The 26860-nt window shown below is 34.7% G+C and carries 24 protein-coding genes; 11 read left to right on the top strand and 13 right to left on the bottom strand.

Annotation, left to right across the window (positions count from 1 at the left end):
- The 4 genes from ES674_RS09020 to ES674_RS09005 all read left to right on the top strand — a co-directional run.
- The coding region (locus tag ES674_RS09020; protein WP_148403597.1) for a gliding motility-associated C-terminal domain-containing protein at positions 1-4631 on the top strand (4631 nt) is incomplete at its 5' end.
- Between the two features lie 11 nt (positions 4632-4642).
- The gene (locus tag ES674_RS09015) at positions 4643-5572 is read left to right on the top strand and encodes a PorP/SprF family type IX secretion system membrane protein (RefSeq protein ID WP_148403596.1); all 930 of its coding nucleotides are present in this window, start codon (positions 4643-4645) and stop codon (positions 5570-5572) included.
- An 11-nt stretch (positions 5573-5583) separates the two neighbouring features.
- A complete protein-coding gene (locus ES674_RS09010; protein WP_148403595.1) occupies positions 5584-7497 on the top strand; it encodes an OmpA family protein in 1914 nt (637 codons plus the stop codon).
- Between the two features lie 206 nt (positions 7498-7703).
- Positions 7704-8270, top strand: coding sequence for a hypothetical protein (locus ES674_RS09005; RefSeq protein WP_148403594.1), 567 nt, complete (start codon positions 7704-7706; stop codon positions 8268-8270).
- A gap of 93 nt (positions 8271-8363) precedes the next feature.
- Here ES674_RS09005 and ES674_RS09000 read toward each other — a convergent pair whose 3' ends face one another.
- Together ES674_RS09000 and pdxH are read right to left on the bottom strand one after the other, a co-directional pair.
- A complete protein-coding gene (locus ES674_RS09000; RefSeq protein ID WP_148403593.1) occupies positions 8364-8861 on the bottom strand; it encodes a CAP domain-containing protein in 498 nt (165 codons plus the stop codon).
- A gap of 165 nt (positions 8862-9026) precedes the next feature.
- Positions 9027-9674, bottom strand: a complete 648-nt coding sequence (gene pdxH, locus ES674_RS08995) for a pyridoxamine 5'-phosphate oxidase (RefSeq protein WP_148403592.1) — start codon at positions 9672-9674, stop codon at positions 9027-9029.
- Positions 9675-9756: 82 nt separating this feature from the next.
- On the opposite strand from pdxH, the gene ES674_RS08990 reads away from it, so the two are divergent.
- The gene (locus ES674_RS08990) at positions 9757-10173 is read left to right on the top strand and encodes a hypothetical protein (RefSeq protein ID WP_148403591.1); all 417 of its coding nucleotides are present in this window, start codon (positions 9757-9759) and stop codon (positions 10171-10173) included.
- Here ES674_RS08990 and ES674_RS08985 read toward each other — a convergent pair.
- The 8 genes from ES674_RS08985 to lon form a co-directional block, all read right to left on the bottom strand.
- On the bottom strand, positions 10163-11068 hold the full coding sequence (locus tag ES674_RS08985; RefSeq protein ID WP_148403590.1) for a ribonuclease Z: 906 nt from the start codon (positions 11066-11068) through the stop codon (positions 10163-10165). The genes ES674_RS08990 and ES674_RS08985 overlap by 11 nt on opposite strands.
- A gap of 77 nt (positions 11069-11145) precedes the next feature.
- Entirely contained in the window at positions 11146-11478 is a 333-nt protein-coding gene (locus tag ES674_RS08980; RefSeq protein ID WP_148403589.1) for a ribonuclease Z, read from the bottom strand.
- A gap of 4 nt (positions 11479-11482) precedes the next feature.
- Positions 11483-12412, bottom strand: a complete 930-nt coding sequence (locus ES674_RS08975; protein ID WP_148403588.1) for an aspartate carbamoyltransferase catalytic subunit — start codon at positions 12410-12412, stop codon at positions 11483-11485.
- A gap of 13 nt (positions 12413-12425) precedes the next feature.
- On the bottom strand, positions 12426-12965 hold the full coding sequence (pyrR, locus tag ES674_RS08970; protein WP_148403587.1) for a bifunctional pyr operon transcriptional regulator/uracil phosphoribosyltransferase PyrR: 540 nt from the start codon (positions 12963-12965) through the stop codon (positions 12426-12428).
- A 199-nt stretch (positions 12966-13164) separates the two neighbouring features.
- Positions 13165-14994: a 30S ribosomal protein S1 gene (gene rpsA, locus ES674_RS08965; RefSeq protein WP_148403586.1), complete on the bottom strand. Its 1830-nt coding sequence runs from the start codon at positions 14992-14994 to the stop codon at positions 13165-13167.
- A gap of 222 nt (positions 14995-15216) precedes the next feature.
- Positions 15217-15912: a (d)CMP kinase gene (cmk, locus tag ES674_RS08960; protein ID WP_148403585.1), complete on the bottom strand. Its 696-nt coding sequence runs from the start codon at positions 15910-15912 to the stop codon at positions 15217-15219.
- The gene (porQ, locus tag ES674_RS08955; RefSeq protein ID WP_148403584.1) at positions 15913-16932 is read right to left on the bottom strand and encodes a type IX secretion system protein PorQ; all 1020 of its coding nucleotides are present in this window, start codon (positions 16930-16932) and stop codon (positions 15913-15915) included.
- Between the two features lie 116 nt (positions 16933-17048).
- On the bottom strand, positions 17049-19499 hold the full coding sequence (gene lon / locus ES674_RS08950; RefSeq protein WP_148403583.1) for an endopeptidase La: 2451 nt from the start codon (positions 19497-19499) through the stop codon (positions 17049-17051).
- 239 nt (positions 19500-19738) lie between these two features.
- Between lon and ES674_RS08945 the strand changes: the two genes are divergently transcribed.
- The 4 genes from ES674_RS08945 to ES674_RS08930 are packed head-to-tail and all read left to right on the top strand — an operon-like array spanning position 19739 to position 22719.
- Positions 19739-20302 (top strand): RNA polymerase sigma factor, encoded by a 564-nt coding sequence (locus ES674_RS08945; RefSeq protein ID WP_170233983.1) that lies wholly within the window; start codon positions 19739-19741, stop codon positions 20300-20302.
- A gap of 10 nt (positions 20303-20312) precedes the next feature.
- Complete coding sequence (locus tag ES674_RS08940; RefSeq protein WP_148403582.1) at positions 20313-20867, top strand: hypothetical protein; 555 nt, start codon at positions 20313-20315, stop codon at positions 20865-20867.
- Positions 20868-20877: 10 nt separating this feature from the next.
- The gene (locus tag ES674_RS08935; protein WP_148403581.1) at positions 20878-21972 is read left to right on the top strand and encodes a hypothetical protein; all 1095 of its coding nucleotides are present in this window, start codon (positions 20878-20880) and stop codon (positions 21970-21972) included.
- 24 nt (positions 21973-21996) lie between these two features.
- A complete protein-coding gene (locus ES674_RS08930; protein WP_148403580.1) occupies positions 21997-22719 on the top strand; it encodes a head GIN domain-containing protein in 723 nt (240 codons plus the stop codon).
- Positions 22720-22789: 70 nt separating this feature from the next.
- Here the strand turns inward: ES674_RS08930 and ES674_RS08925 are convergent, their stop codons facing one another.
- From ES674_RS08925 to ES674_RS08915, 3 genes are read right to left on the bottom strand one after another with little or no spacing between them, the layout of a single operon-like run.
- Entirely contained in the window at positions 22790-23404 is a 615-nt protein-coding gene (locus ES674_RS08925; protein ID WP_148403579.1) for a hypothetical protein, read from the bottom strand.
- 34 nt (positions 23405-23438) lie between these two features.
- A complete protein-coding gene (locus ES674_RS08920) occupies positions 23439-24734 on the bottom strand; it encodes an MFS transporter (protein ID WP_148403578.1) in 1296 nt (431 codons plus the stop codon).
- Between the two features lie 56 nt (positions 24735-24790).
- On the bottom strand, positions 24791-25621 hold the full coding sequence (locus tag ES674_RS08915) for a M48 family metallopeptidase (protein WP_148403577.1): 831 nt from the start codon (positions 25619-25621) through the stop codon (positions 24791-24793).
- Between the two features lie 156 nt (positions 25622-25777).
- Between ES674_RS08915 and msrB the strand changes: the two genes are divergently transcribed.
- Entirely contained in the window at positions 25778-26260 is a 483-nt protein-coding gene (gene msrB / locus ES674_RS08910; protein ID WP_148403576.1) for a peptide-methionine (R)-S-oxide reductase MsrB, read from the top strand.
- 72 nt (positions 26261-26332) lie between these two features.
- Positions 26333-26860 carry a DUF1572 family protein gene (locus tag ES674_RS08905; RefSeq protein WP_170233982.1) on the top strand — a complete coding sequence of 176 codons (528 nt, stop codon included), beginning with the start codon at positions 26333-26335 and terminating at the stop codon, positions 26858-26860.

Raw genomic sequence — 26860 nt, 5'->3', positions numbered from 1 at the left:
CAAATATTGCTTTACCTGAATTTGATACGATCACTCCGACATCTGCCCCTGCTGATTGTTATGCAGGTATTGTATTACCAACATTGCCATCAGTTACTGATGCATGTGGAAATGTTTTAACACCAACGGGTCCTGTAGAATCCTCTACGCCATCTTGTGAAGGTGCTGTTACTTACACTTGGACATATACCGATTGTGCTGGTAATACACAAGATTACGTGCATACTGCAAATATTACTTTACCTGAATTTGATACGATCACTGCGACATCTGCTCCTGCTGATTGTTATGCAGGTATTGTATTACCAACATTGCCATCAGTTACTGATGCATGTGGAAATGTTTTAACACCAACGGGTCCTGTAGAATCCTCTACGCCATCTTGTGAAGGTGCGGTTACTTACACGTGGACATATACCGATTGTGCTGGTAATACACAAGATTACGTGCATACGGCAAATATTGCTTTACCTGAATTTGACGCTATCGCAGCGACATCTGCTCCTGCTGATTGTTACGCTAATATTATTTTACCAACATTGCCATCAGTTACTGATGCATGTGGAAATGTTTTAACACCAACGGGTCCTGTAGAATCCTCTACGCCATCTTGTGAAGGTGCTGTTACTTACACTTGGACATATACCGATTGTGCTGGTAATACACAAGATTACGTGCATACTGCAAATATTACTTTACCTGAATTTGATACGATCACTGCGACATCTGCTCCTGCTGATTGTTATGCAGGTATTGTATTACCAACATTGCCATCAGTTACTGATGCATGTGGAAATGTATTAATACCAACAGGTCCAGTAGAATCGTCTGCGCCAACTTGTGAAGGTGCTGTTACTTACACTTGGACTTATACAGATTGTGCTGGTAATACACAAGATTACGTGCATACTGCAAATATTGCTTTACCTGAATTTGATACGATCACTCCGACATCTGCCCCTGCTGATTGTTATGCAGGTATTGTATTACCAACATTGCCATCAGTTACTGATGCATGTGGAAATGTTTTAACACCAACGGGTCCTGTAGAATCCTCTACGCCATCTTGTGAAGGTGCGGTTACTTACACGTGGACATATACCGATTGTGCTGGTAATACACAAGATTACGTGCATACGGCAAATATTGCTTTACCTGAATTTGACGCTATCGCAGCGACATCTGCTCCTGCTGATTGTTACGCTAATATTATTTTACCAACATTGCCTTCAGTTTCTGATGCATGTGGAAATTTATTAACACCAACAGGTCCTGTAGAATCACCTACGCCATCTTGTGAAGGTGCGGTTACTTACACGTGGACATATACTGATTGTGCTGGTAATACGCAAGATTATGTGCATACTGCAAATATTGAATTTACAGCGTTTACATTGCCTTCTAATTCTGGTTCAGCTATAACATGTATAGATGAGGCTCAAGCAGTTCCAACACCTCCTTCAGTTGTTGATAGCTGTGGTAATACAATTATACCAACAGGTCCTTCAGTAAGTGCAGATCCTACTTGTTTAGGAGATAAAACTTACACTTGGACTTATACGGATTGCGCAGGAAATACGGGAGAATGGGTGTATACCTATTCATTAAATGACAATATTGATCCTGTTCTTACAGTTGAAGCATCAAATACCGAAATTCAATGTGATGGCTCTGGAAACAATGGTGCTATCCAAGATTGGTTAGATACGAATGGTGGTGCTACTGCTACTGATAATTGTGGAACAGTTACATGGACTAACAATTATGGCGGTGCAACTTCTGATTGTTCTAATCCTATTGAAGTTATATTTACAGCTACAGATGCTTGTGGAAATTTTGTAACCACAACGGCTACTTATGCTATTCAAGATACCGTTAACCCAATTATTACAGCAGGAGCGGCTAATGCCTCTTTTGAATGTGATGGTTCAGGAAATACTACTGACTTAAATGATTGGTTATTAACTAATGGAGGTGCTACAGCTACGGACGATTGTTCTTCTGTATCATGGTCTAATAACTTTACAAGTCTTTCTGACGAATGTGGACAAACAGGTTCTGCCACTGTAATTTTTACAGCTACAGATGGTTGTGGTAATGCAATTACTACATCAGCAACATTTACTATTGTTGATACAACAAACCCTGTTATTACGACTGACGCTGCTGACTATACAACCGAATGTGATGGTTTAGGAAACGAAACAGAATTAAATGATTGGTTAAATAGTAATGGTGGTGCTTCTTCTACAGATGCTTGCAGTGACATTGTATGGGATCATAATTATAAAGGATTCTTAACAATTACATGTGGTACAACTGGCTATACAATAGTTGACTTTAAAGCAACAGACGCTTGTGGTAATGAAAGCTTCACTACTGCTACGTTTACAATTGTTGATACAATTGCTCCAATAGCTCCTGCTGCACCTGCTGATGTAACAGTTGCATGTATTTCTGAATTACCAACTAACATGGATTTAACTGCTGTGGATAATTGTGAAGGTACTATTATTGCTTCGCCAATTGATACTACAGATAACACAGATCCTTGTAATGTAATCGTTATACGTACTTGGACTTTTACAGATGCATGTAACAATTCATCATCAGTATCTCAAACTATTACAGTTTCTGATACTATTGCACCAGTAGCTCCTGCTGCTCCTGCTGATGTAACAGTTACTTGTATTTCTGAATTACCAACTAACTTAGATTTAACTGCTGTAGATAATTGCTTAGGTGATATTATTGCTTCACCAATCGATACTACAAATAATACAGATCCTTGTAATGTTATTGTAACACGTACTTGGACTTTTACAGATTCATGTAACAATTCATCATCAGTATCTCAAACTATTACAGTTTCTGATACTATTGCTCCTGTAGCTCCGGCTGCACCAGCTGATGTTACAGTTGCATGTATTTCTGAATTACCAACTAATTTGGATTTAACTGCTGTAGATAATTGCGCTGGTGATATTATCGCTTCACCAATCGATACTACAAATGACACAGATCCTTGTAATGTTATTGTAACACGTACTTGGACTTTTACAGATGCTTGTAATAATTCATCTTCAGTATCTCAAACTATTACAGTTTCTGATACCATTGCTCCTGTAGCTCCGGCTGCACCAGCTGATGTAACAGTTGCATGTATTTCTGAATTACCAACTAATTTGGATTTAACTGCTGTAGATAATTGTTTAGGTAACATAATTGTTTCACCTGTCGATTCTACAGATAATTCAGATCCTTGTAATGTTATTGTAACACGTACTTGGACTTTTACAGATGCTTGTAATAATTCATCATCAGTATCTCAAACTATTACAGTTTCTGATACCATTGCTCCTGTAGCTCCGGCTGCACCAGCTGATGTAACAGTTGCATGTATTTCTGAATTACCAACTAATTTGGATTTAACTGCTGTAGATAATTGTTTAGGTAACATAACTGTTTCACCTGTCGATTCTACAGATAATTCAGATCCTTGTAATGTTATTGTAACACGTACTTGGACCTTTACAGATTCATGTAACAATTCATCATCAGTATCTCAAACTATTACAGTTTCTGATACAGTTGCTCCTGTAGCTCCAGCTCCTCCAACTGATATAACGGTTGCTTGTATTTCTGAATTACCAACTAATTTGGATTTAACTGCTGTAGATAATTGTTTAGGTGATATTGTTGCTTCGCCTGTAGATTCTACAGATAGTACTAATCCTTGTAATGTTATTGTAACACGTACTTGGACTTTTACAGACGGTTGTAATAACTCAACATCCATATCACAGATTATTACAGTGATTGATAATGTTGCTCCAACTGTTACAAATGATTTGTCTGATATTTTTGTTAATTGTGCAGAAATCCCACAGGTTCCAGTATTAGTATTCAATGATTGCTCTAACGAGATAACTATCTTAAGCTTTGTGGAAACCAACACATCTGATGGTTCTGAAACTGATTATGAAATTATTTGGAATTGGACTGTTGCTGATGCATGTGGAAACGAAGGGCAGTTTAGCCAAGCAGTTTATGTAACAAATGAAAATACAATTATCGACTTGACTGATGATCGTTGTATTGATGATGGTTTAGTTGATTTATTCGATTATTACAGTGGAGCAGACACTTCAGGAACTTGGATTGCTGTTTCAACAAATGCCACGTTGGATGGAAACTTCTTCAATCCTTCAAACATAGAATTAGGTGATTATGTGTTTAGCTATACCATTATGGATAATGGTTGCTCTAGTACAACACGTGTTACTATTAATGTGAATGATGATTGTGTGGTTTTAGCTCCAGAACCTTGTGATAGAGAAAGTATTGTAATCTCTACCGCTATTACACCAAACGGGGATCAATGGAATGAATACTTTGAAATTCAAGGTGCTGAAAATTGTGGTTACTCTTATGACGTACAAATATTTAACCGTTGGGGTGCTATAATTTACAAAGCAACTAACTACCAAAATAACTGGAATGGTTTCGCACATAAATCATCTATTGGTGGTGCAGACACTGTACCTAATGGAACATACTATTATATTATTAACATAAAAAATAGTGGATTTAAGCCTGTTACAGGGTATTTCTACGTAGGAACCAAATAAATCGATAACCTATGAAACGCTTTAAACAAAACATAATTGCGCTAGCATTATTCAGTTGTACGGTTGGAGTTGCGCAACAATTACCGCAGTTCACCCAGTATATGTATAATACTATCTCTATAAATCCAGCCTACGCGGGGAGTAGAGAAACCTTAAGTGTTGTAGGTCTGCATAGAAGCCAATGGGTTGGCTTTGATGGCGGACCTATAACTCAAACCCTTTCCGTTCATACACCTTTAAGGAATGAAAAAATTGGTTTAGGTATGTCTTTTATTAATGACAAGTTAGGAGATGAACGTTTTACATATGTATATGGCGATTTTTCATATACCATTCAAACAGGTCAAAAAACAGAGTTAGCCTTTGGTGTTAAAGCTGGTTTTACAAGTTACAATTTAGACCGCTTTGCAGCAGATGCTTCTGGAAACGATCCAGGCATTTACGGTATTGATGATCGTTGGGATCCAAATATTGGAGCTGGTCTTTACTGGCATTCTGATAAATGGTATTTAGGACTTTCTGCTCCGCGTATTTTAACGAATGATTATAATGATGAATCTGGAACGAGTCAAGATTATGCGGCTTTAGAACGTGTGAGTTATTACTTTACGGGTGGTTATGTTTTCTCTTTAAGTGAAAACACGAAATTGAAACCTGCTGCGCTTTTAAAAGCAACTAACGGTGCACCTTTATCTTTTGATATTACTGCCAACTTCCTTTTTTATGAAAAATTCTGGATTGGTGGTGGTTACCGAATTGATAACCAAACTTCCGCTATTGCAGGTATTGCAGATTTTCAAGTATCACCACAATTTAGAATTGGTTATGCCTATGAATATCCTATATCTGATCTAAATGCTTACACTGGAGGAACCCATGAAATAATGGTTATGTTTGAATTATTCAGAACAAAACGAATCAAATCACCTAGATACTTTTAAAATAGAATCGTATGAAAACTAAAATTATATTCACAATTATTGCTTTAAGTAGTTCATTTCTATTTTCGCAAAAAAAGGTAGCTGACATATTTTTTGATAATTACTCCTACATTAAGGCGGCAGAATTATACGAAGAAACTGTTAGAAAAGGTGATAGTAGCGAACATGTTCTAACGCGTTTAGGGGATTGCTATTATAATAACTCTGATGCGAAGTCTGCAGCCATTTGGTATGGAATAGCTTTGGATAAATACAAGAAAGTTAACCCAGAGTATATTTACAAATACATTCAAACACAACGTAGTGTTGGAAACTATGAAGTAGCTGATACTTGGTTAGCAAAGTTTAAAGAAATCCAAAATGATGATAGACGTGCTGAAGAATTAAATAAGAGTAATATTAGCCTTTATGAATCTTTAGAATCTAGAAAGGGCGTTGATGTTAAAATTAAAAATTTAGATATTAATTCCAAGTATTCAGATTTTGGTGCTTTTGTTTATAATGACCAAATGTACTTTGCTTCTGCTAGAAATACCGAAAACAAAATTTACAAATGGAATAATGAACCGTTTTTAGATATGTATTCTGCGGAAATAAAGTCCGGTAAAAATAATATTGATAGTATTTTTAATCCTGCCGCTTTACTTATAAAGGGTAAAGAACGCGGTGATGTTCATGAAGCTAGTATTTGTATTACTAATGATGGAAATACGCTTTACTTTACGAGAGACAATGTTAACAATAGAAACCAAAAAGTTTATGACAAAAAAGGTACCTCTCATTTAAAAATTTATAAATCTACCAAAACCGATGGTCAATGGGCAGATGGAATTGAACTACCTTTTAATGATAACGTGTACTCTACAGGTCACCCAACTTTAAGTCCAGATAACAAAACCTTATATTTTGTGTCAGACCGCGAAGGTGGAATGGGCCAAACAGATATTTATAGCGTTGCAATTAATGGTGATACTTACGGTACACCAGAAAATTTAGGTGAAAAAATAAACACAGAAGGTCGTGAAATGTTTCCTTTTGTAGCAAAAGATAGTACACTTTACTTCTCATCAGACGGGTATTTCAATATCGGTTTATTAGATATTTTTAAAACTACGTTTCTTAAAGATGGTAATGCGGAAGTTGAAAATATGGGCGCACCTTATAATAGTGGGGCTGATGATTTCGCTTATTATGTAGATAGCGATACGCAAAAAGGCTACTTCTCCTCCAACCGCGCTGACGGAAAAGGTGGAGACGACATTTATGGCTTCATTGCACAACCTTGTTTACAGTTAATTAATGGAACGGTTAGAGATGCTAAATTACTTACGCCAATTCCTATGGCAACGGTTCAATTAATAGATGAAACTGGAAAAATTGTAGAAGTGGTTACTAGTGATGTTAATGGTCTTTATGAACTAGAAGCTAACTGTAATCAAAAATACAAGGTTCTGGGTATGAAAGCTGATTACAAAGATGATATTAAAGATGTCGTTACAACTGGAATTTCTGGTGAAACGCAAAAGGCTGATCTTAATTTAATTCCTTTAATTAATGATAATGAAATTGTTATTAACCCAATTTTCTTTGACTTTGATAAATGGAACATTAGAGCAGATGCCGCTTATGAGTTAGAAAACATCGTTTCTGTAATGCGTGCTCACCCCAATATGGTTATCAAAATTGAATCGCATACAGATAGTCGCGGAAGTGATAGTTATAACTTGAAATTATCTGACAGACGTGCTAAATCTACTCAAGAGTATTTATATTCTAGAGGCATTGCAAAAGAACGTATTGAAAGCGCTATTGGTTATGGTGAAACTAAACTAGTAAATGAATGCTCTAATGGCGTTGCATGTTCAGTAGAGAAACATCAAGAAAACAGACGTTCTAAATTTATTATTTTAAATGATAATAATTAATAAAACGCCTAAATAAGCATTTAGTTAAAGAGATTTGCGAATTGATTTAATATGCTTACACACATTAAAACCTTACTAACAATTATCTTATTAACTAGAAAACCACTCCCAAAAGAGTGGTTTTTAAATTTTAGAAAAATAAGTAAATATATTATCTGATTATAGTAGATTTACAACTTTTAAATTTATTCCCAAATTTTACTTTTATGAAAAGAATTACGCTTTTATCCTTATTACTAATTTGTATTTCCTATAGTGCACATGCGCAAACTGCCAGTGTAGAAAAATCCGTATTTGGCGTTCAAATAGGCATTTTAGGAATATGGGCTCATAACGAAATAAAACTCTCCAATTCAATTGCTTTAAGAAGTGAGCTGGGTCTGGACACTGGTTTATACTTCGACTCCGATTACCCTTCAACAGGTTACATATTGGGTGCTTCTGTTAGCCTTGAGCCTCGTTGGTATTACAATTTAAACAAGCGCGTTAGAAAATCTAGAAATATACTGGGTAATAGCGGAAATTTCATTTCTATTAAAACCCAGTACCATCCCGATTGGATTATAGCCTCAAACATGGATAATACAACTTTAATTTCAGACATTTCCATTGTTCCAACTTGGGGAATTAGACGCCAAATAGGTGCGCATTTTAATTACGAAACTGGAATAGGAATAGGTTATATTCATTATTTCAACCCTAATAATCTCTACATCATAAATGAAGCTGATGTAGCTTTAAATTTACATGTACGTTTAGGATATCGATTTTAATTTCAATCCTTAAAATAAATAAAAAAAACTACCAACCTGATCTAAAATCAAGTGGTAGTTTTTTTTTATTAAAATTCTTAAAAAAGAAAGGTCCTATTTTTTAACAAAGATGTTGGTGTAATACCAATTACCTTCTGCATTTTGATCCGCTGATAACTCAAAATCCGTAAAGTCACCTTCTATATTAGCTTTATGACTTTCGCTTTTTAACCAAGCTGTAACAACTGTTTGAGCTGAAGTAAAACCGTATGCTACGTTTTCCGAAACATTACTGGCTCCTAAACTACTTTCTAAATTCAATTTACGTTGTAGAAAATTGTCATGAGATACATTATTCTTAACAATCATATAATCTGTGTGGCTAAAAGCTTGTGCTTTAATGATGGCCACATTATTTAAAGGATTCAATCCTTTAGTTAAACGGTAGTCATTAATAAGCTCCATAATTTCAATCTCTATAGTTTTGGTTTCAGGAACCACTAAATTAGAAATATTCATAGCAGCTGGTGCATCATCAATTGCATCCGTGGAACAAGAAGTCATAAACGCGACAAAAAGTACCATTACAAGTAGTAAAGTAAACTTTTTCATTAGTAGGTAATTTAGATTTGGGATTATAAAAATAGAAACCTTTGTCTAAAAAACTGTTAATGAAATGTTAATATCGATAAAATGCATGCTTTTAATCGTTTTATCATGCGTTTAATCGATGAAATACATTTTTACGATAACTTTATTTGTATTTCATCGATAAAATTATGGAGATAAACGATTTTTGACCCAATTATAGTCTTCATCTAACTGATAATGAATACGGTCGTGTAATCTATTCGGTCTTCCTTGCCAAAACTCAATAGAAATGGGCTTTACCATATAGCCTCCCCAATAATCTGGTCTCGGTATTTCTTTACCTTCAAAACTCGCTTCTAAATTTTTTAAATCGGCTTCTAACTGCGCGCGATCTTTTACAATAGTACTTTGAAGTGATGCTATGGCACCAAGTTGGCTTCCCCGCGGTCTGGACTCAAAATAACCGTCGCTTAAGTTTTCTGCTAAAATCTCTGCCGATCCTTTTATAATAATTTGCCGTTCCGCTCCTGGCCAAAAAAAGGATAAGCACACATGAGGATTATTAGCAATAGCCAAACCTTTCTCACTTTGGTAGTTTGTAAAGAAAATAAAACCTTCATAAGTATACCGTTTTAATAGCACAACACGGTTCTTTGGGAAGCCATCTAAACCTATGGTAGAAACCGTCATAGCATTCGTTTCATCCTGCTCAAAATGCGTATCTACTTCATGAAACCATTTTTTAAATAATTCCATGGGATTTTCGGGTGTTTCGGTTAATAAAAGCTCACCTTTATCATATGTTTTCCGATAATTACTTAAGTCTTTATCCATTTAAAAAAGTCGTTTTTATTTTTATATATTTGTATTACTAAATATGCGGAATTCACCCTAAATTTAAGCATTATTTTATAGAATGAAATTTGAAAATAGCATTTATTTCAATCAATTAAAACATCATAAAGTAGTATTTCCATTTGGCACTTATTATCTTTTAGATCGTTATGTAATAGCAGAACACGAAGAAGGAATTCATTTCGACTGGGACAGTATTCAACAAATCGCTGATTATTTAATTGATTATTACGGACCTGACTTAAGGATTGGGCATATAGCCAATAGGGTGAACCATTACTCTGTAGACCCCAATTTATGGCACATATTCAATAAGAAATTTGGTTTTATCGTGGCATCTGCTATCGCTGTTTATGATGATTTTGGTTACCGAAATGCTACTTTAGAGAAGCAATTTTCTAGCAATAGCATTAAACGTTGTACAAGTTTGGAAGAAGCACTCTTCTGGATGCAAAACTTGGAAGAGTTTAAAAAGTAAATGTTTTTCCATCTCTAGCTAATTCTACCTTATCAAAAATAGTCTCAGCCTCTAGTTTAAATTCCTTTAAATTATCATATCGCGTGGAATAATGACCTAAAATTAAGGTTCCTACCTGTGCTTGTTTTGCTATACTTGCCGCTTCTTTTGCCGTACTATGTTTGGTTGGTGCTGCTAATTTTTCGTGTTTATCCAAAAAAGTCGATTCATGATACAACACATCCACGTTTTTTATAATCGGAATAATCGGCTCGTGATATGCCGTATCACTACAAAATGCAAAGCTTTTGGTTTTAGTTGGTGCTTTCGTTAAAGCGTTATTCTTAACAAATTGGCCTTGCTTATTTTCAACATCAAAACCTTGTTTTAATTTTCGGTAGTAAGCGACATCAATATCGGCGTTTAAAACCGCATTCATATCCAATTTACGTTCGCCCGGTTTTTCTATAAATAGAAAACCATTGGTATAAACGCGATGCTTTAAAGGAATAGTATACACCTCTACCCGATCGTCTTCAAAAATTAACTCTGAATTCTCCGAGGTTAGTTCATGGAAGTAAAGCGGATAATTTGTCCAAGATTCGGACAGCTTCATTTGTAAAGTAATAATATCTTTTAAACCTTTAGGACCGTAAATATGAAGTTCCGTTTCACGAGTTAACAAACGAAATGTGGAAATTAGACCCACCAATCCAAAAAAATGGTCACCATGCAAATGCGAAATAAAAATATGTTTTATTCTAGCAAACTTGATTTTATTTCGGCGTAATTCAACTTGCGTACCTTCACCACAATCAATTAAAAAAAGATGGTTGTTAATTTCAAGAACTTGAGACGTAGGATTTGTATCAATTCTGGGTGTGGCGCTATAACAGCCTAAAATGGTGAGTTTCATGTTTGTTGTTTGTTGTTAAGTTGTTTTTTGGTAAGTCGCGTTATCTAAACGAAAAACAACTTTACAACTCAACGTAATTAAATCCCTAAATCGCGCTCCATTTCTTCCATTTCAATAATATCATGAGCTTCCTTTAACGTTGGAACCACAATTAATTCTTCGGGAGTTTCATCCAGATTTGCTTGATTAGAAACGATAACAAAGGAGTTTTTGGCTTGTTTATGCTTTTTGGATATTTGTAAAAATTCACTAAAATCCGACAAACTCGCTTGTTTTAGACTGGTTAGATTAACAATAACATTATCATTTTTAAAACGCTCATAAAGCACTTCCAATTTCTTTACTAACTCAATTACCGAAGCTTTTTCTTGGGTAATAATGCTGGTGTTTTCTTCTTTATCGAAAATCATAGATTTATGGTTTTATTTTTGAAGCTAATAAATAGATAATAGCCATTCTAACAGCCACGCCATTTTCAACTTGGTTTAAAATAATAGCTTGATTTGAATCTGCAACTTCACTGGTAATTTCTACACCACGATTTATTGGGCCTGGATGCATAATGGTAATTTCCTTATCTAAACTATTTAGCAAATCCATGGTTACGCCATACTGCTGGGTATATTCTCGAGTAGATGGAAAAAAATTAACTTCCATACGCTCGTTTTGCACACGCAGCATATTGGCTACATCACACCAGTTTAAAGCTTTGCGCAAATTAGTTTCTACTTTTACGCCTAATTGTTCAATATATTTTGGAAGCAAAGTTTTTGGACCGCAGACCATAACTTCAGCGCCTTGAAGCTGCAAGGCAAAGATGTTTGATAGGGCTACACGACTATGCAAAATATCGCCAACAATAACTACCTTCTTTCGGTTTACCTCGCCTAAACGTTCTCTAATGGAATACGAATCTAATAAGGCTTGTGTTGGATGTTCATGAGCACCATCTCCCGCATTTATAATACTAGCATTCACGTGCTGTGATAAAAATACGCTGGCACCTGGATTGGGATGACGGATAACAACCATATCCACTTTCATGGATAAAATATTATTTACCGTGTCTATTAAAGTTTCACCCTTTTTAACGGATGACTGTGATGCTGAAAAATTAATAACATCAGCAGAAAGTCGTTTTTCAGCTAATTCAAATGATAATTTAGTTCTAGTGGAATTTTCAAAAAATAAGTTGGCAATCGTAATATCTCGAAGCGAAGGCACTTTCTTTATGGGCCTATTAATAACTTCTTTAAAGTGATCAGCTGTATCAAAAATAAGCTTGATATCGTCTTTATTAAGATATTTGATTCCTAATAAGTGGTTGACACTTAATTCGCTCATATTCTTCTAATTTTCAATTTTGTATGATGTAAACAGAATCTTCACCATCATTTTCTACCCAATTTACTTTTACTTTCTCTTCATTAATAACATCTACTTGACGACCTCTATAATTAGGCTGAATGGGTAAATGCCTACTGAAACGTCTATCAATTAAAGTTAGCAATTCAATTTCATGAGGTCTACCAAATGATTGTATAGCCGTTAAAGCAGCACGAATGCTACGACCTGTATATAAAACATCATCAATAAAGACGATTTTTTTATCTTCTACTAAAAAATTGATTTCTGTGGTGTTGGCTTCTAGGGTTTTTTCGCCGCGTCTAAAATCATCTCTAAAAAACGTAATATCTAAAAGTCCAAGTTGAACATTTTTAATTTTATAGTCGTTTTCTAAAATATCGGCCAAGCGTTTGGCAAGAAATTTACCACGTGGCTGAATACCAATTAAAACGGTATTTGTAAAGTCTTTATGATTTTCAATAAGTTGGCAAGCCAATCGATGAAGAATGATGTTTACCTCTTTGGCGTTAAGTAACACTTTTTGACTCATATTCTATTTTGACCTATTTGCTAAACAAAGTTACACTAAAAAAATTGAGTGTACAATGCTTTATGAATACAAAGCATAAGCACGTGCGGAACAAAAGTGCTTTTAAAGATGTATAAAGTTCCGAGTTTTTAAATGAGTTTTAAGCATAAAAAAAGCCTTCAATTTCTTGAAGGCTTTTTAATATTAAAGAATGGCTGGATTATTTACCTTCCATTTTGTCTTTAAGAGCTTGTAATGCATCATTGGCATCACCTAAAGTAGGTTTTGCTTCTGCAGCAGCACTTGTAGAGGCAGCTTTAACATTAGCAGCTTCTTCTTCTCTGAAGATTGCTGTATGAGACGCAACTACACGCTTAAATTCTTTATTAAATTCAATGATTTTGAATTCAGCTTCTTCGCCTTTCTTCAATTTCTTGCCATCTTCTTTTTCAAGGTGACGAGACGGTACGAAAGCAACGATATCTTCATTAAAATCAATAGTTGCACCTTTGTCAACGATTTCAGTTAATTCAGCTTTATGAAGCGTTCCTACTGCGAATTCAGTTTCATATTTATCCCATGGATTATCTGTTGTTTGTTTGTGTCCTAAACTTAATTTACGACCTTCAACATCTAATTCAAGAACAACAACATCTAATGTATCACCTACATTACAGAACTCACTAGGATGCTTGATTTTTTTAGTCCAAGATAAATCAGAGATGTAAATTAATCCATCAATACCTTCTTCTAATTCAACAAACACACCAAAGTTTGTAAAGTTACGTACAATACCTGAATGCTTAGAAGCTACAGGATATTTAGTAGTAATATCAGTCCATGGATCTGGTGTTAATTGCTTAATACCAAGAGACATTTTGCGCTCTTCTCTATCTAAAGTTAAGATAACTGCATCAACCTCATCTCCTACTGAAACGAAATCTTGTGCTGAACGTAAGTGTGTTGACCAAGACATTTCTGATACGTGAATTAAACCTTCAACGCCATCAGCAACCTCAATAAATGCACCGTAATCTGCGATTACAACTACTTTACCTTTCACTTTATCACCAACTTTAACTTCTTCACCTAAAGCATCCCAAGGATGTTTTGATAATTGTTTTAAACCTAATTGGATTCTAGATTTGTTTTCATCAAAATCAAGAATAACAACGTTTAATTTCTGGTCTAACTCAACAATCTCATTTGGATGGTTAATACGAGACCAAGAAAGATCTGTAATGTGAACTAAACCGTCAACACCACCAAGATCAATAAAGACACCATAAGACGTAATGTTTTTAACAATACCTTCTAATACTTGTCCTTTTTCTAATTGACCAATAATTTCTTTCTTCTGCTCTTCAATATCAGCCTCAATAAGGGCTTTATGAGAAACAACAACGTTTTTAAATTCGTGGTTAATTTTAACAACCTTGAATTCCATTGTTTTGTTAACATACTGATCGTAATCGCGAATTGGCTTAACGTCAATTTGAGATCCTGGTAAGAATGCTTCAATTCCGAAAACATCTACAATCATACCACCTTTAGTTCTGCACTTAACAAAACCATTAACGATTTCACCTGTTTCATGAGCCGCGTTAACACGATCCCATGCTTTAATAACACGTGCTTTTCTGTGAGATAATACTAACTGACCTGTAGCGTCTTCACGTACATCAATTAATACTTCTACTTTATCACCAACTTTTAAGTTAGGATTGTAACGGAATTCGTTTAATGAAATTACACCTTCAGACTTCGCGTTGATGTCAATAATGGCATCACGATCTGTTAAGTGAATAACAACACCTTCAACAACTTCATCATCTAAAGTGTCAACGAAATTCTCTGCTACTAATTTTTCAAATTCTTTTAATTGAGAATCTTCAACCTCATCAATACCTTCTTCGTAATTGTGCCAGTTAAAGTCGTTTAAGAATTTTTCAGGATTTGCTTGTGCTTCAGATACAACTGGAGCGTCTGCAGTTTTTACTTCTTGTGCTTCAGTTGCTTCAACTTCCGCTTGTTTTGCTTTTTCAGCCATGTAAAATTGATAAATAATGCGTTCCGATTTCTTTATTTAGAAAATCTTTGACATTATGTTTTGTATTCTGTGTGGTTTTGGAAAAATTATGCGACTGATACACAGAAGGATTATTGTTTTTTTGTTTATCCCTTTTAATTTTCCAATGCGTCGCTAAAAGGAGTGCAAAAATACTATAATTTCTGTAAATAAACAATAAGTAATATCCTTAAAATTATGGATTTAATTATTTTTTTGAATAGCCGCTTCTGCTAGTTTCAGAATTTTCTGAAATTGTTCGTCTAAAGATAGATTAGAATTGTCAATTTCAATGGCATCATCTGCTTTTCGTAAAGGAGAATCTTCTCGGTTAGAGTCCATATAATCGCGTTCTTCAATATTGTGAAGCACATCATTGTAAGTAACAATATCACCTTTTAAGGTAAGTTCATCATAACGACGTGTAGCACGCGTTTCTGCCGAAGCTGTCATAAATAATTTAAGCTCAGCATCTGGAAAAACAACCGTTCCAATATCACGACCGTCCATGACGACGCCTTTTTCAGAACCCATTTTATGTTGTTGTTTTACTAATTGGTAGCGCACTTCTGGAATGGCTGCAACTTGGCTCACATAATTAGAAACTTCCAAAGTACGAATGGGTATTTCTATGTTTTCGCCATTTAAATAGACGTCCGCACTACCCGTTTTTTCATTTAATTCAAAGTAAACCACAATATCATGCAGTTTAGATACCAAACCAACAACATCAAATTGGGTAGCATCAATAAAACCGTATTTCATAGCATAATAGGTAACTGCGCGATACATGGCGCCAGAATCTACATAAATATATTCTAAATGTTTTGCCAGTTGTTTGGCGACTGTACTTTTACCAGTTGAAGAAAAGCCATCTATGGCAATTGTTATTTTTTGCATTTATCTTAAATCTAATTGCATACCGAAAAAATTGGCATTGGATGCGCTTGTATATCGGACATGCGTAAAACTAAACCTTAATTTATTCAATTTCAAACCAATTCCCGCAGAAATTCCGGAAAAGTTTCGCTGATCAACAATCCGCAGCTCCTCACCTTTTCTAAAGTTATAGCCTAAACGAATATTGAAAGCACCTGCTGGGAAAATTTCAGCACCTAAAATAGTATGGCGTATAACATTGCCAAGGAAACCTACTTTTTCTTGCGTTTGATTGCCTTCTAAATCTGTTTCTGCTCGTGCTGGATTGGAAACGCCAATTGGCCATTTCTGTAAGTTTTCAAAAGTAACATGCCAACGTAACGGCACGTTTTCTAATGTTTGAGACATTCCAAAAGCCACTTCAAAAGGCAGCGGTTCATTTTGTCCCGCATAGGTAGTTATTTGTGCTCCAAAATTCCGAACCACCAATGTTGCTTGAAATTCAAGATCTTCATTAACATACATTAAACCGGCATCCACAGCGGCGCCAAACGAGGTATATTGTTCTAATTTGGACGTTATTAATTTTACGGTTCCACCTAAATAAAAATCGGAATAACCAATTTGTCGGGAATGTCCGAAAGAAACAGCCGCTTCATTTCCGCTGAAAGAACCTGTAGAATTTCCTTGTTCATCATAACCATCAAAACTTCCGTAATTTATATAAGTCACGCCACCAAAAAAGGTTAACGTGCGTCTATCCCAAGTGTAACCATAAGCAGCTGTACCATAACTTATTCCACCTAGATAACTGGAGTAGTTTAAAGCCAATTGGTTATCCATCTCATCATTGATGGCTGACGGATTTGTTAATGCTTGAGACACATCATAATCAAAATTTGTAAATACTTTTCCACCTAAAGCCGCTTGACGTGGCGAGGATATTAAGTTTAAGAATTGATAAGTAGATTCACCACCAACTTGCGCAAACGCAGATAGGCACAAAAACAAGCTAAAACACGTGGTAATTTTCTTTAACATATAAGTTTAGGACACAAGTAAGTCTATCTATAAACGGCTGCAAGTATAATTTATTTTTACATCATAAAAAAACCTCGAAAATAATTTCGAGGTTTTAATCTATGTATGGTCACTTTTTACAGTTTTTTGGCATTCTTCACCTTCTGGTTTGTGAGTGCAAACTTAATTACATCAATCATATCCGTCACATAATGGAAAGTTAAACCCTTTAAATAATCAGGTTTAATTTCTTCAATATCGCGTCTATTCTCTTCACACAAAATGATTTCTTTAATACGCGCACGTTTAGCAGCAAGAATTTTCTCTTTGATACCTCCTACTGGTAAAACTTTTCCACGAAGGGTGATTTCACCTGTCATAGCTAAATTATTTTTCACCTTTTTCTGTGTAAATAAAGAAACTAATGATGTTAGCATAGTAACTCCTGCACTTGGTCCGTCTTTAGGCGTTGCACCTTCTGGCACGTGAATGTGTACATTATATTTATCAAATACATCAGGATCTAAACCTAATTCTTCAGCATTGGATTTGATATACTCCATGGCTATAGTAGCAGATTCTTTCATGACTTTACCCAAGTTTCCAGTAACCGTTAAAGTTCCTTTTCCTTTAGATAATATAGATTCGATAAATAAAATATCGCCACCTACACGTGTCCAGGCTAAACCTGTTACAACGCCGGCCACATTGTTATTCTCATATTTGTCACGAAGCATTTTTGGTCCGCCAAGTACTTCAATAATGATTTCATTAGTCACTTTTACGCTATATTCCTCTTCCATGGCAATATTTTTGGCCGCATAACGTACCATTTTTGCCAATTGCTTTTCTAAACCACGAACACCAGATTCTCTCGTATAACCTTCAACAATCATTTCTAATTGAGGTTTGGCTATTTTAAGATGCACATCTGTTAAACCGTGTTCTTTTAATTGTTTTGGTAATAAATGACGTTTGGCAATTTCCACTTTTTCTTCAATGGTATAACCAGACACATTAATAATTTCCATTCTATCTAATAAAGCGGGCTGAATGGTTGACAAACTATTGGCTGTTGCTACAAACATCACTTTAGATAAGTCGAAGCCCATTTCTAGAAAATTATCATGAAATTCACTATTCTGTTCTGGATCTAAAACTTCTAGCATAGCCGATGATGGATCACCTTGATGCGAATTAGAAAGTTTATCCATTTCATCTAAAACAAATACAGGATTCGCCGTTCCAGCTTTCTTCAAACTCTGAATAATACGTCCTGGCATAGCACCAATATAGGTTTTTCGGTGTCCGCGAATTTCCGCTTCATCACGCAAACCACCTAAAGACATGCGCACATATTCACGTCCTAAAGCCTCGGCAATGGATTTCCCTAAAGATGTTTTACCAACACCTGGAGGTCCATATAAACATAGGATAGGCGATTTCATATCGTTACGTAATTTAATAACTGCTAGGTATTCAATTATACGACGCTTTACATCATCTAAACCATAATGGTCCCGATCCAAAATACGTTGCGCACGTTTTAAATCGAATTTATCTTTACTAAATTTATTCCAAGGTAAATCCAGAAATAAATCAAGGTAATTTCTCTGTATGGAATATTCAGCAACCTGCGGATTCATGCGTTGCATTTTAGCCAATTCTTTTTCAAAATGCTTGGCTTCTTTTTCGCCCCATTTCATTTTTTTAGAACGCGCGCGCATGTCTTCCAATTCCTCATCATGACTAACACCACCCAATTCTTCTTGAATGGTTTTCATTTGCTGATGCAAGAAATATTCGCGTTGCTGTTGGTTCATATCACTTTGAACCTTGGACTGAATATCATTTTTAAGTTCCAATTTCTGAAACTCCATGTTCATATATTTCAAAGTTTCCAAAGCTCGATCCTTTAAATCGTTGGTTTCTAATAAGCTTTGTTTTTCGGCAACACTTAAATTCATGTTAGACGATACAAAGTTTATTAGAAACGAATCACTCTGAATATTTTTAATGGCGAAAGAAGCTTCACTTGGAATATTCGGGCTATCCTCTATAATTTGAAGCGATAAATCTTTTATAGAATCAATAATGGCTTCAAACTCCTTATTCTTTTCCGCTGGTTTGGCTTCAGGAACCTCTTCAATGGTAGCTTTTATATATGGATCTTCCGTTAAAACTTCCTTTATTTTAAAACGCTTTTTACCTTGAATAATAACTGTCGTATTTCCATCAGGCATTTTTAATACCTTTAAAATACGTGCTACCGTTCCCGTTTCATGAATATCCGCTGCTGTAGGATTCTCAACCGACTCGTCTTTCTGCGAAACCACGCCAATCACTTTACTGCCTTTATTTGCATCATTGATTAGTTTAATAGATTTATCGCGACCAGCCGTAATAGGAATCACCACACCCGGAAATAACACCGTATTTCGCAAAGACAAAATAGGTAGCGTGTCAGGTAAGGCTTCTTTATTTATTTCTTCTTCATCTTCAGGCGTCATCAATGGGATTAATTCTGAATTTTCATCAAAATCTTGAAATGACAAACTGTCAAGGCTTAAAAAATTAGATTTCTTCATAGATATATTTAAGTCATTCTGTCATAAGTTTTACAAGATAACAGAATAGTCTTTATGTTTAAAAGTTTGATTTACTAAATACCCAACTCATAATCAGCGGTTTCATGCTGCATTATTGCTGTATATTTGCCTATAGTATTCAATTAATATGCCATGAACAAAAAGAATACTAAAACATTTTTTTTAATAACTGTAACAATTTGATTTTTGTAGCATCTATATATTAACAATCTGATTTTTTGAAACTAACCACCAAAAATATTGAAGAACTTATAGTCTTGTGTAAATCTGGTAACCAACAGGCGCAGTTGGAAATTTACAACAGATATTACAAAGCTATGTATAATACGGCCTTTAGAATTGTAAAAAATTCTTTTGAGGCGGAGGATATTATGCAAGAAGCTTTTTTATCAGCCTTTACCATGTTAGATACCTTATTAGAAAGCACAACATTTGGAGCCTGGTTAAAACGGATTGTGGTAAACAAAAGTATTTATAATTATACTAAAAACGGCAAATATCAGCATGTTCCAGTAGATGCAGTTTTATACAAATTAGAAGATGAAAGTACAAGTTTGTCTAGTGACGAAACGGCAAATTCACCTAAAGTAAAAGTTATATTAAACGCCATTAATGGTTTAAAGGATACCTACAGAATTGCGCTGACCTTGCATTTAATTGAAGGTTTTGATTATGAAGAAATTGGCCAGATCACCAATGTTTCTTATGCTAATTGCAGAACAACCGTATCACGAGCCAAAGAGAAATTAAGACAAGCCCTTCAACCCGTTATGAATTATTAAAATAATGACTATGAAACCAAACGATTTAGATACTTTATTTCATGATTTAAAAGTGGATTTTGATGTTGAAATACCTGCGGAAAATCACCAGGAACGGTTTTTAGCAAAACTGAATAACCAATCGGCAAGCGCAAAACCAAAACATAAAATTATAAAATTGTGGCTACCTGTTATTGGCATTGCCGCTTCCATTATACTATTGGTTTCTCTGGTTATTGGAAATGGTGCCAATACGACGGTGAAAGGATTGGCAAGCGTATCACCAGAAATGGCAAAAACCCAAGACTTTTTTACATCTACTATTTCAGCAGAGTTAAAAAAACTGGAAATAGCCTCCAATCCAAAGACCACTTTATTAATTAATGATGCTTTAAAACAATTGAAACGGTTAGAAGTAGAATACGAAACGCTTAAAACCGATTTAACTGAAAGTGGAAACGATCAACGCGTTATTTATGCCATGATTTCCAATTTTCAAAACCGTATTGAAGTTTTAGAAAACACTATAAAACAAATTGAACACATGAAAGAATTAAACACGTTTCAATCTGAAAAAATCTTATAAAATAACAATTATGAAAACACACATATTATACAAACTGGTTTTGGCTTTAGCTATTATGCCCATGTTTATGTCCGCCTCTACAGATCCCGTAAAAACGGCTAAACATACCGAGGAAAAAACTATTAAAAAATCCTTTAATGTTTCCAAAAACGCCACACTAAAAATTAATAATAGCTATGGCAATTTAGATATCATTACTTGGAAAGAAAACCGCATTGAAATTGTGATTAAAATCACCGTAAATGGCAGTAGTGAAGATAAAGTTCGTGAGAAAATAGATAATATCTCTGTAGATTTTGATTCCAATTCAAGCTATGTTTCAGCTGAAACTATTTTCAATAAAAATAAATCGCGGTCTTGGTGGAGTTGGGGAAGTTCTAGCAGTATTAATATGAAGATAAATTATATTGTTAAAATGCCCATGACCAATAGCGTGGATTTAAATAATGATTATGGAACTATTAATTTAGATAAGCTGGAAGGAAATGCCAAAATTAATTGCGATTATGGTAAAATAACCACTAAAGAACTTATGGGATCTAATAATGTCATTGCCTTTGATTACTGCAAAAACTCCTATTTCGAATATATAAATAATGGAAGCATTAATGCCGATTATAGCGAATTTGTGGTTTCCAAAGCCAAAAACATTAATCTAGTAGCGGATTATACCAATTCAAAGTTTGAAACCATAGAAAACTTAAAATATAATTGTGACTATGGTTCCTTAACCATAGATAGAGCCAATAATGTAAACGGAACAAGCGATTATTTAACGATAGTTCTAGGCGATATTTATAAAAACGTGAGCATTGATGCGGATTATGGTTCCATAAAAATTAAAAGCATTAAAGAAACGGCTAAAAGTATTAGTATAGACTCGGATTACGTAGGTATAACTATCGGTTTTGACTACAGATATCATTTCAATTTTGAAATTGATTTAGAATATGCTTCGCTTCGCACGCATGAAGGTTTCGAATTTAATAAGAAGCGTGAAGAATCTACAAGTAAATATTATCAAGGTTATTATGGTTCATCATCTACCAATAATCTCATAAAAATAAATTCAGACTACGGAAGCGTGAGTATTGAAAAAAACTAAATCAATCAATTAAAACCAATTATTATGAAAAATCAAATTTTATTATTAGCCATATTATTAACTAGCGCAGTGAGTTGTGCTCAATGGGGAGAGAAAATTTCTGGAAATGGAAATGTTGTAACTGTTAATAGAAATACAAGCGATTATAGTGCCATAAGTTGTGCGGGACCTTTCGATTATATTTTAGTGGCAGGAACTGAAGGTAAATTAAAAATTGAAGGTGAAGACAATTTATTGAAATATGTTATTACAGAAGTCAAAGACGGTAAATTAATTATAAAAACCGAAAATAATATCAATTTAAGAACCAGCAGAGGGAAATCTATTAAAGTAACTATTCCCTTTAAAGATATTGAAAAAGTAAGTTTATTAGGTTCAGGTGATTTATACACCAAAGACCAAATTACAGCGGACGAATTTGACGTGGAATTAACGGGATCCGGCGATATTACATTAGATATTATAGCCAATGAAATAGAAGGCAAATTAACCGGTTCCGGTGATATTACTTTAAAAGGAAAAACGAAGAAATTAGACCTTAGCATTACAGGTTCTGGCGATTATAGCTGCTATGGTTTACAGGCTGATGACACCGAGGTAAATATTTCTGGCTCTGGTGATGCTCAAGTTGTTAGTAATACAAACTTAAAAGTCCGTATTACAGGTTCTGGTGACGTGTCTTACAAAGGGAAACCATCAAAAGAAGATAGTAAGGTTACAGGTTCTGGGAGTATTATTATGGAATAATCGCGATAATAAATAGAAAGCCACTCAAATTGAGTGGCTTTTTTATGATTAAACTTTTCAAAAAAGCTTGTTAAAGCTTATTAAAAATGGTCACGGCATTTATAAGTGTCGTCGAAACCATTCCACCCTGATTTTGCGTAATCTCTTCAGATTGCGTTGTTCTTAAAGTTTGTCCATTATTACTGAACGCAAATTGAACTGTTTGTGCGCCTCCAGATTCTGACATATCAACATCATCAAATTCAAACTCAAAAAATGAGCCATCTACTGTTAGCGTATTTCCGCTTGTTGTGTAGGTGCCAGAACCAGAAACGTTTTCATAAACTTCTGTTACATCCTGAAACTCCACACCATTTAAAGTTGTAACTAAATGCATAGAATAATCGCCACTAGTTTGAAAGGCTGTTTCAGTAAAGGATACGATATAGTCCATATCTACACCAACAATTTCATTTCTAGTTGCTGTAGTTTCTCCCATAATAACAATTTCTGTAGAAGTTTCCGTTTCAAAAGACACAATTTCCCAATCACCTACAAAGGAAGACAAAGAACCCGGATTATTAGTGTCATTATTCTCGTTTGCTGTGTTAAGACCGCTGTCTATTGGTTCATTATCACAAGCTGTGAAGGCCATAAAAAATACGGAAAGTGTTAAAATTGAAATTGATTTGAGGTACTGTTTCATGATTTTAAATTTAAATTAATTTATAAAATAGGTATTAAGAATCTCTAGGAACTCTAAATAATAGGAAAATTCCAAAAAGGAAAAATACGAATAAAAATAATATGGCATTACGCATACTGCCAGTAATTTGATCTACGGTTGCAAAAATAATCATACCAATCACGATTCCTATTTTTTCAGCCACATCATAAAAACTAAAATAGGATGTGGTATCAGCTGTATCTGGTAAAAATTTTGAATAGGTTGATCGGGATAATGCCTGAACACCACCCATTACTAAACCAACAAAACCAGCCGTAACATAAAAGTGAACAGGCGTTACTACAAAATAGGCCGCAAAACACAAACTCATCCAAATAATGTTTACCACAATTAAAGTTTTAACATTCCCGAATTTTTCAGAAGCCCTAGACGTTAAAAATGCACCTAAAATGGCTACCACTTGAATAACCAAAATGCTCACAATTAAACCCATTGTTTTTTGACCATCATCTCCCCAAGCAATTTCTTCTTCACCAAAATAAACCGCAATTAGCATAATAGTTTGAACAGACATACTATAAACAAAAAAGGCTCCAAGAAAGCGTTTTAAGCGCAAGTTTTCTTTGAGTTGGTGCCAAACCGAGCGTAATTCTTTAAAACCGTTAAGTATGACATTCCGCGTTACTTTGTTGCCATTCTTTACCCCTTTCGGTAAGATATAAAAGGTGTATTGGCTAAATAAAATCCACCAAAGTCCAACCATAACAAATGATAAACGCATCATAGCCATTTTAGCTTCACCAGTTTCCTGACTCAAAACCATAATAAGATTAGTAACCAATAGAATAACACTTCCAACGTAACCTAATGAAAATCCTCTTGCACTTATACGGTCTTGTTGTTCTGGAAAAGCAATATCCGGTAAATAGGAATTATAAAAAACCAAACTTCCCCAATAGCCAATAAGTCCCATGAAATAAAAAACTAAACTTATATAAATGTGCTCTAAACTAAACCAGTATAATCCAATACAGCCAATACCACCAACATAACAGAAAAACTTCATAAAGCTTTTCTTATTTCCTACATAATCAGCGATTCCTGACAATAATGGCGACATTATAGAAACTACTAAAAAAGTAAATGCCGTTACAAAAGTTATAAGTGCGGTACTTTTTAATTCCAAGCCAAAAGCGTAAACAACTTTTATTTCTGAAATAAATAATGCGGAATAAAAAATAGGAAAGATGGAAGATGCTATTGTTAAGGTATACACCGAATTGGCCCAATCATAAAAAGCCCAGGCATTTAGAAGTTTGGAACTGCCTTTAGGTAGTGGTTGTTTCATAAAAAAAGCTGCCCTTTTTTGGGCAGCTCCTAAAGTAAACAAATATTTTTAAACGCCTAATATTTTCCTAAAGGTCTATAGCTAGTTACGCCAAATTTCTTGGCTTCTGCATTTGCTTTTGGTACTAAATTCGTTAAATTTTGAATACGAGATGCATTCGCTGGGTGGGTACTTAAAAACTCCGGTGGCCCTTGTCCGCCACTATTAGCATCCATACGTTTCCATAAATTGGCAGCTTCTTCTGGGTTATAACCAGCAACAGCCATTAAAATAAGACCAATTTCATCCGCTTGCGTTTCATGACTTCTACTAAAAGGAAGCATCACGCCTACTTCTGTTCCAATCCCGTAAGATTGATTAAAAATATCACGCGTCTGATTATCCTCAATTAACACATTTCCAGCCAAAGCAACACCTTGTTGAATATAAGCAGCACTCATTCGTTGTTGTCCGTGATTTGCTAAAGCGTGCGCCACTTCATGACCCATAATGGCAGCAATAGCTGTTTCATTTTCAGCTATCGGTAAAATACCTGTGTAGAAAGCAATTTTTCCACTTGGCATACACCATGCGTTAACCGTTTTATCTTCAATTAATTTATATTCCCACTTATAATCCTTTAAATATCCTTGATAACCATTAGCATTTAACCAACGTTCTGCTGAAGTCGCAATACGCTCACCAACGCGCGCAATCATTTCAGATTGAGATGTGCCAGTGACAATTTTATTTTCAGAAAGTACTTGATTATATTGTTGGAAAGCTGATGGAAATATTTGATCATTGGAAACCAACGCCATGGTTTGATTGCCAGTAAATGGATTGGTTGCACAAGATACCACCAAAACTAATGTAAGAATAGAGACTATTTTAAGTTTTAATTTCATGTTTTCAGAGTTTATTTAAATAAAAATGCAAAAATTGAGCCATAATAAAATTGACATTTCCATTGTATTAACAAATATACGTTAGAATACTATTAATTAGATTTTCTTGTTATGTATTAAAGGTATTTCCGACCAAAATAATAAATAAAAAAAGTTATGAAATATTTCCTATCCGTAGTACTTGTCAGTTTACTTTTTAGTTGCAACAGTTCTGCTCAAAAAAATGACACAAAAAAATCTCAAGTATTTCCAATTTCAAAAACGGAAGCGGAATGGAAAAAAGAATTAACAGCTGAACAGTTTTATGTGATGCGAGAAGCAGGAACGGAGCGCGCCTTTTCAAGTCCATTAGATAAAAATTACAAAAAAGGAACCTATGTGTGTGCGGCATGTGAAACACCATTATATTTAAGTGACCATAAATTTGATTCCGGAACAGGATGGCCAAGTTTTGATCGCGTTATTGAAGGAAATGTTGACTTTGGAACCGATAACGATTTAGGCTTTTCCAGAAATGAAGAACATTGCGCTAATTGTGGTGCGCATTTAGGTCACGTTTTTGATGACGGCCCTGGAGATACCACAGGAAAGCGCCATTGCATAAATGGAACATCTTTAAAGTTTATTCCAGAAGCGTAGTATTTCTTTAGGCTTTTTAAAAAATTATAGCATTACGAAAATATGTATTTTTGTAATGCTATTTTTATTTTTATGAAAAACGACTTAATTACGGGTATCATAAAACAGTTTGAATCTTACAAAACTGTTGGTGATAAAACCTTTGATCAACTTACTTTTGAAGAGATGAGTTGGCAGTATAATGATGCTACAAACAGCATTTCAATTATTGTGAAACACATGGTGGGCAATATGTTCAGCAGATGGACCAATTTTTTACTAGAAGATGGTGAAAAAGAATGGCGCCAAAGAGATCAAGAGTTTGAAGCTAGTTATACGAGTAAAGAGGAAATTGTTGATGCCTGGGAAAGCGGTTGGAAATGTCTTTTTGATGCCATTGAACCTTTAAATAATCACGATTGTAATAAAACCGTTTACATTCGCAACGAAGGCCATTTAGTTTCTGAAGCTATCTTCCGCCAATTAGGTCACTATTCCTATCACATTGGTCAAATTGCCTTTGTTGGAAAAATGCTAAAAGGAAACGATTGGCAATCTCTATCTATTCCGAAGGGAAATTCTAGTGAATATAATCTTCAAAAATTCAATAAACCAAAATAA

The organism is Bizionia myxarmorum, from assembly GCF_008086205.1.
In the GTDB taxonomy this organism is placed as follows: Bacteria; Bacteroidota; Bacteroidia; order Flavobacteriales; family Flavobacteriaceae; genus Algorimicrobium; species Algorimicrobium myxarmorum.
The sequence above is the reverse complement of the archived record's forward strand: the minus strand, read 5'-3'. Positions and strand labels throughout refer to the sequence as shown.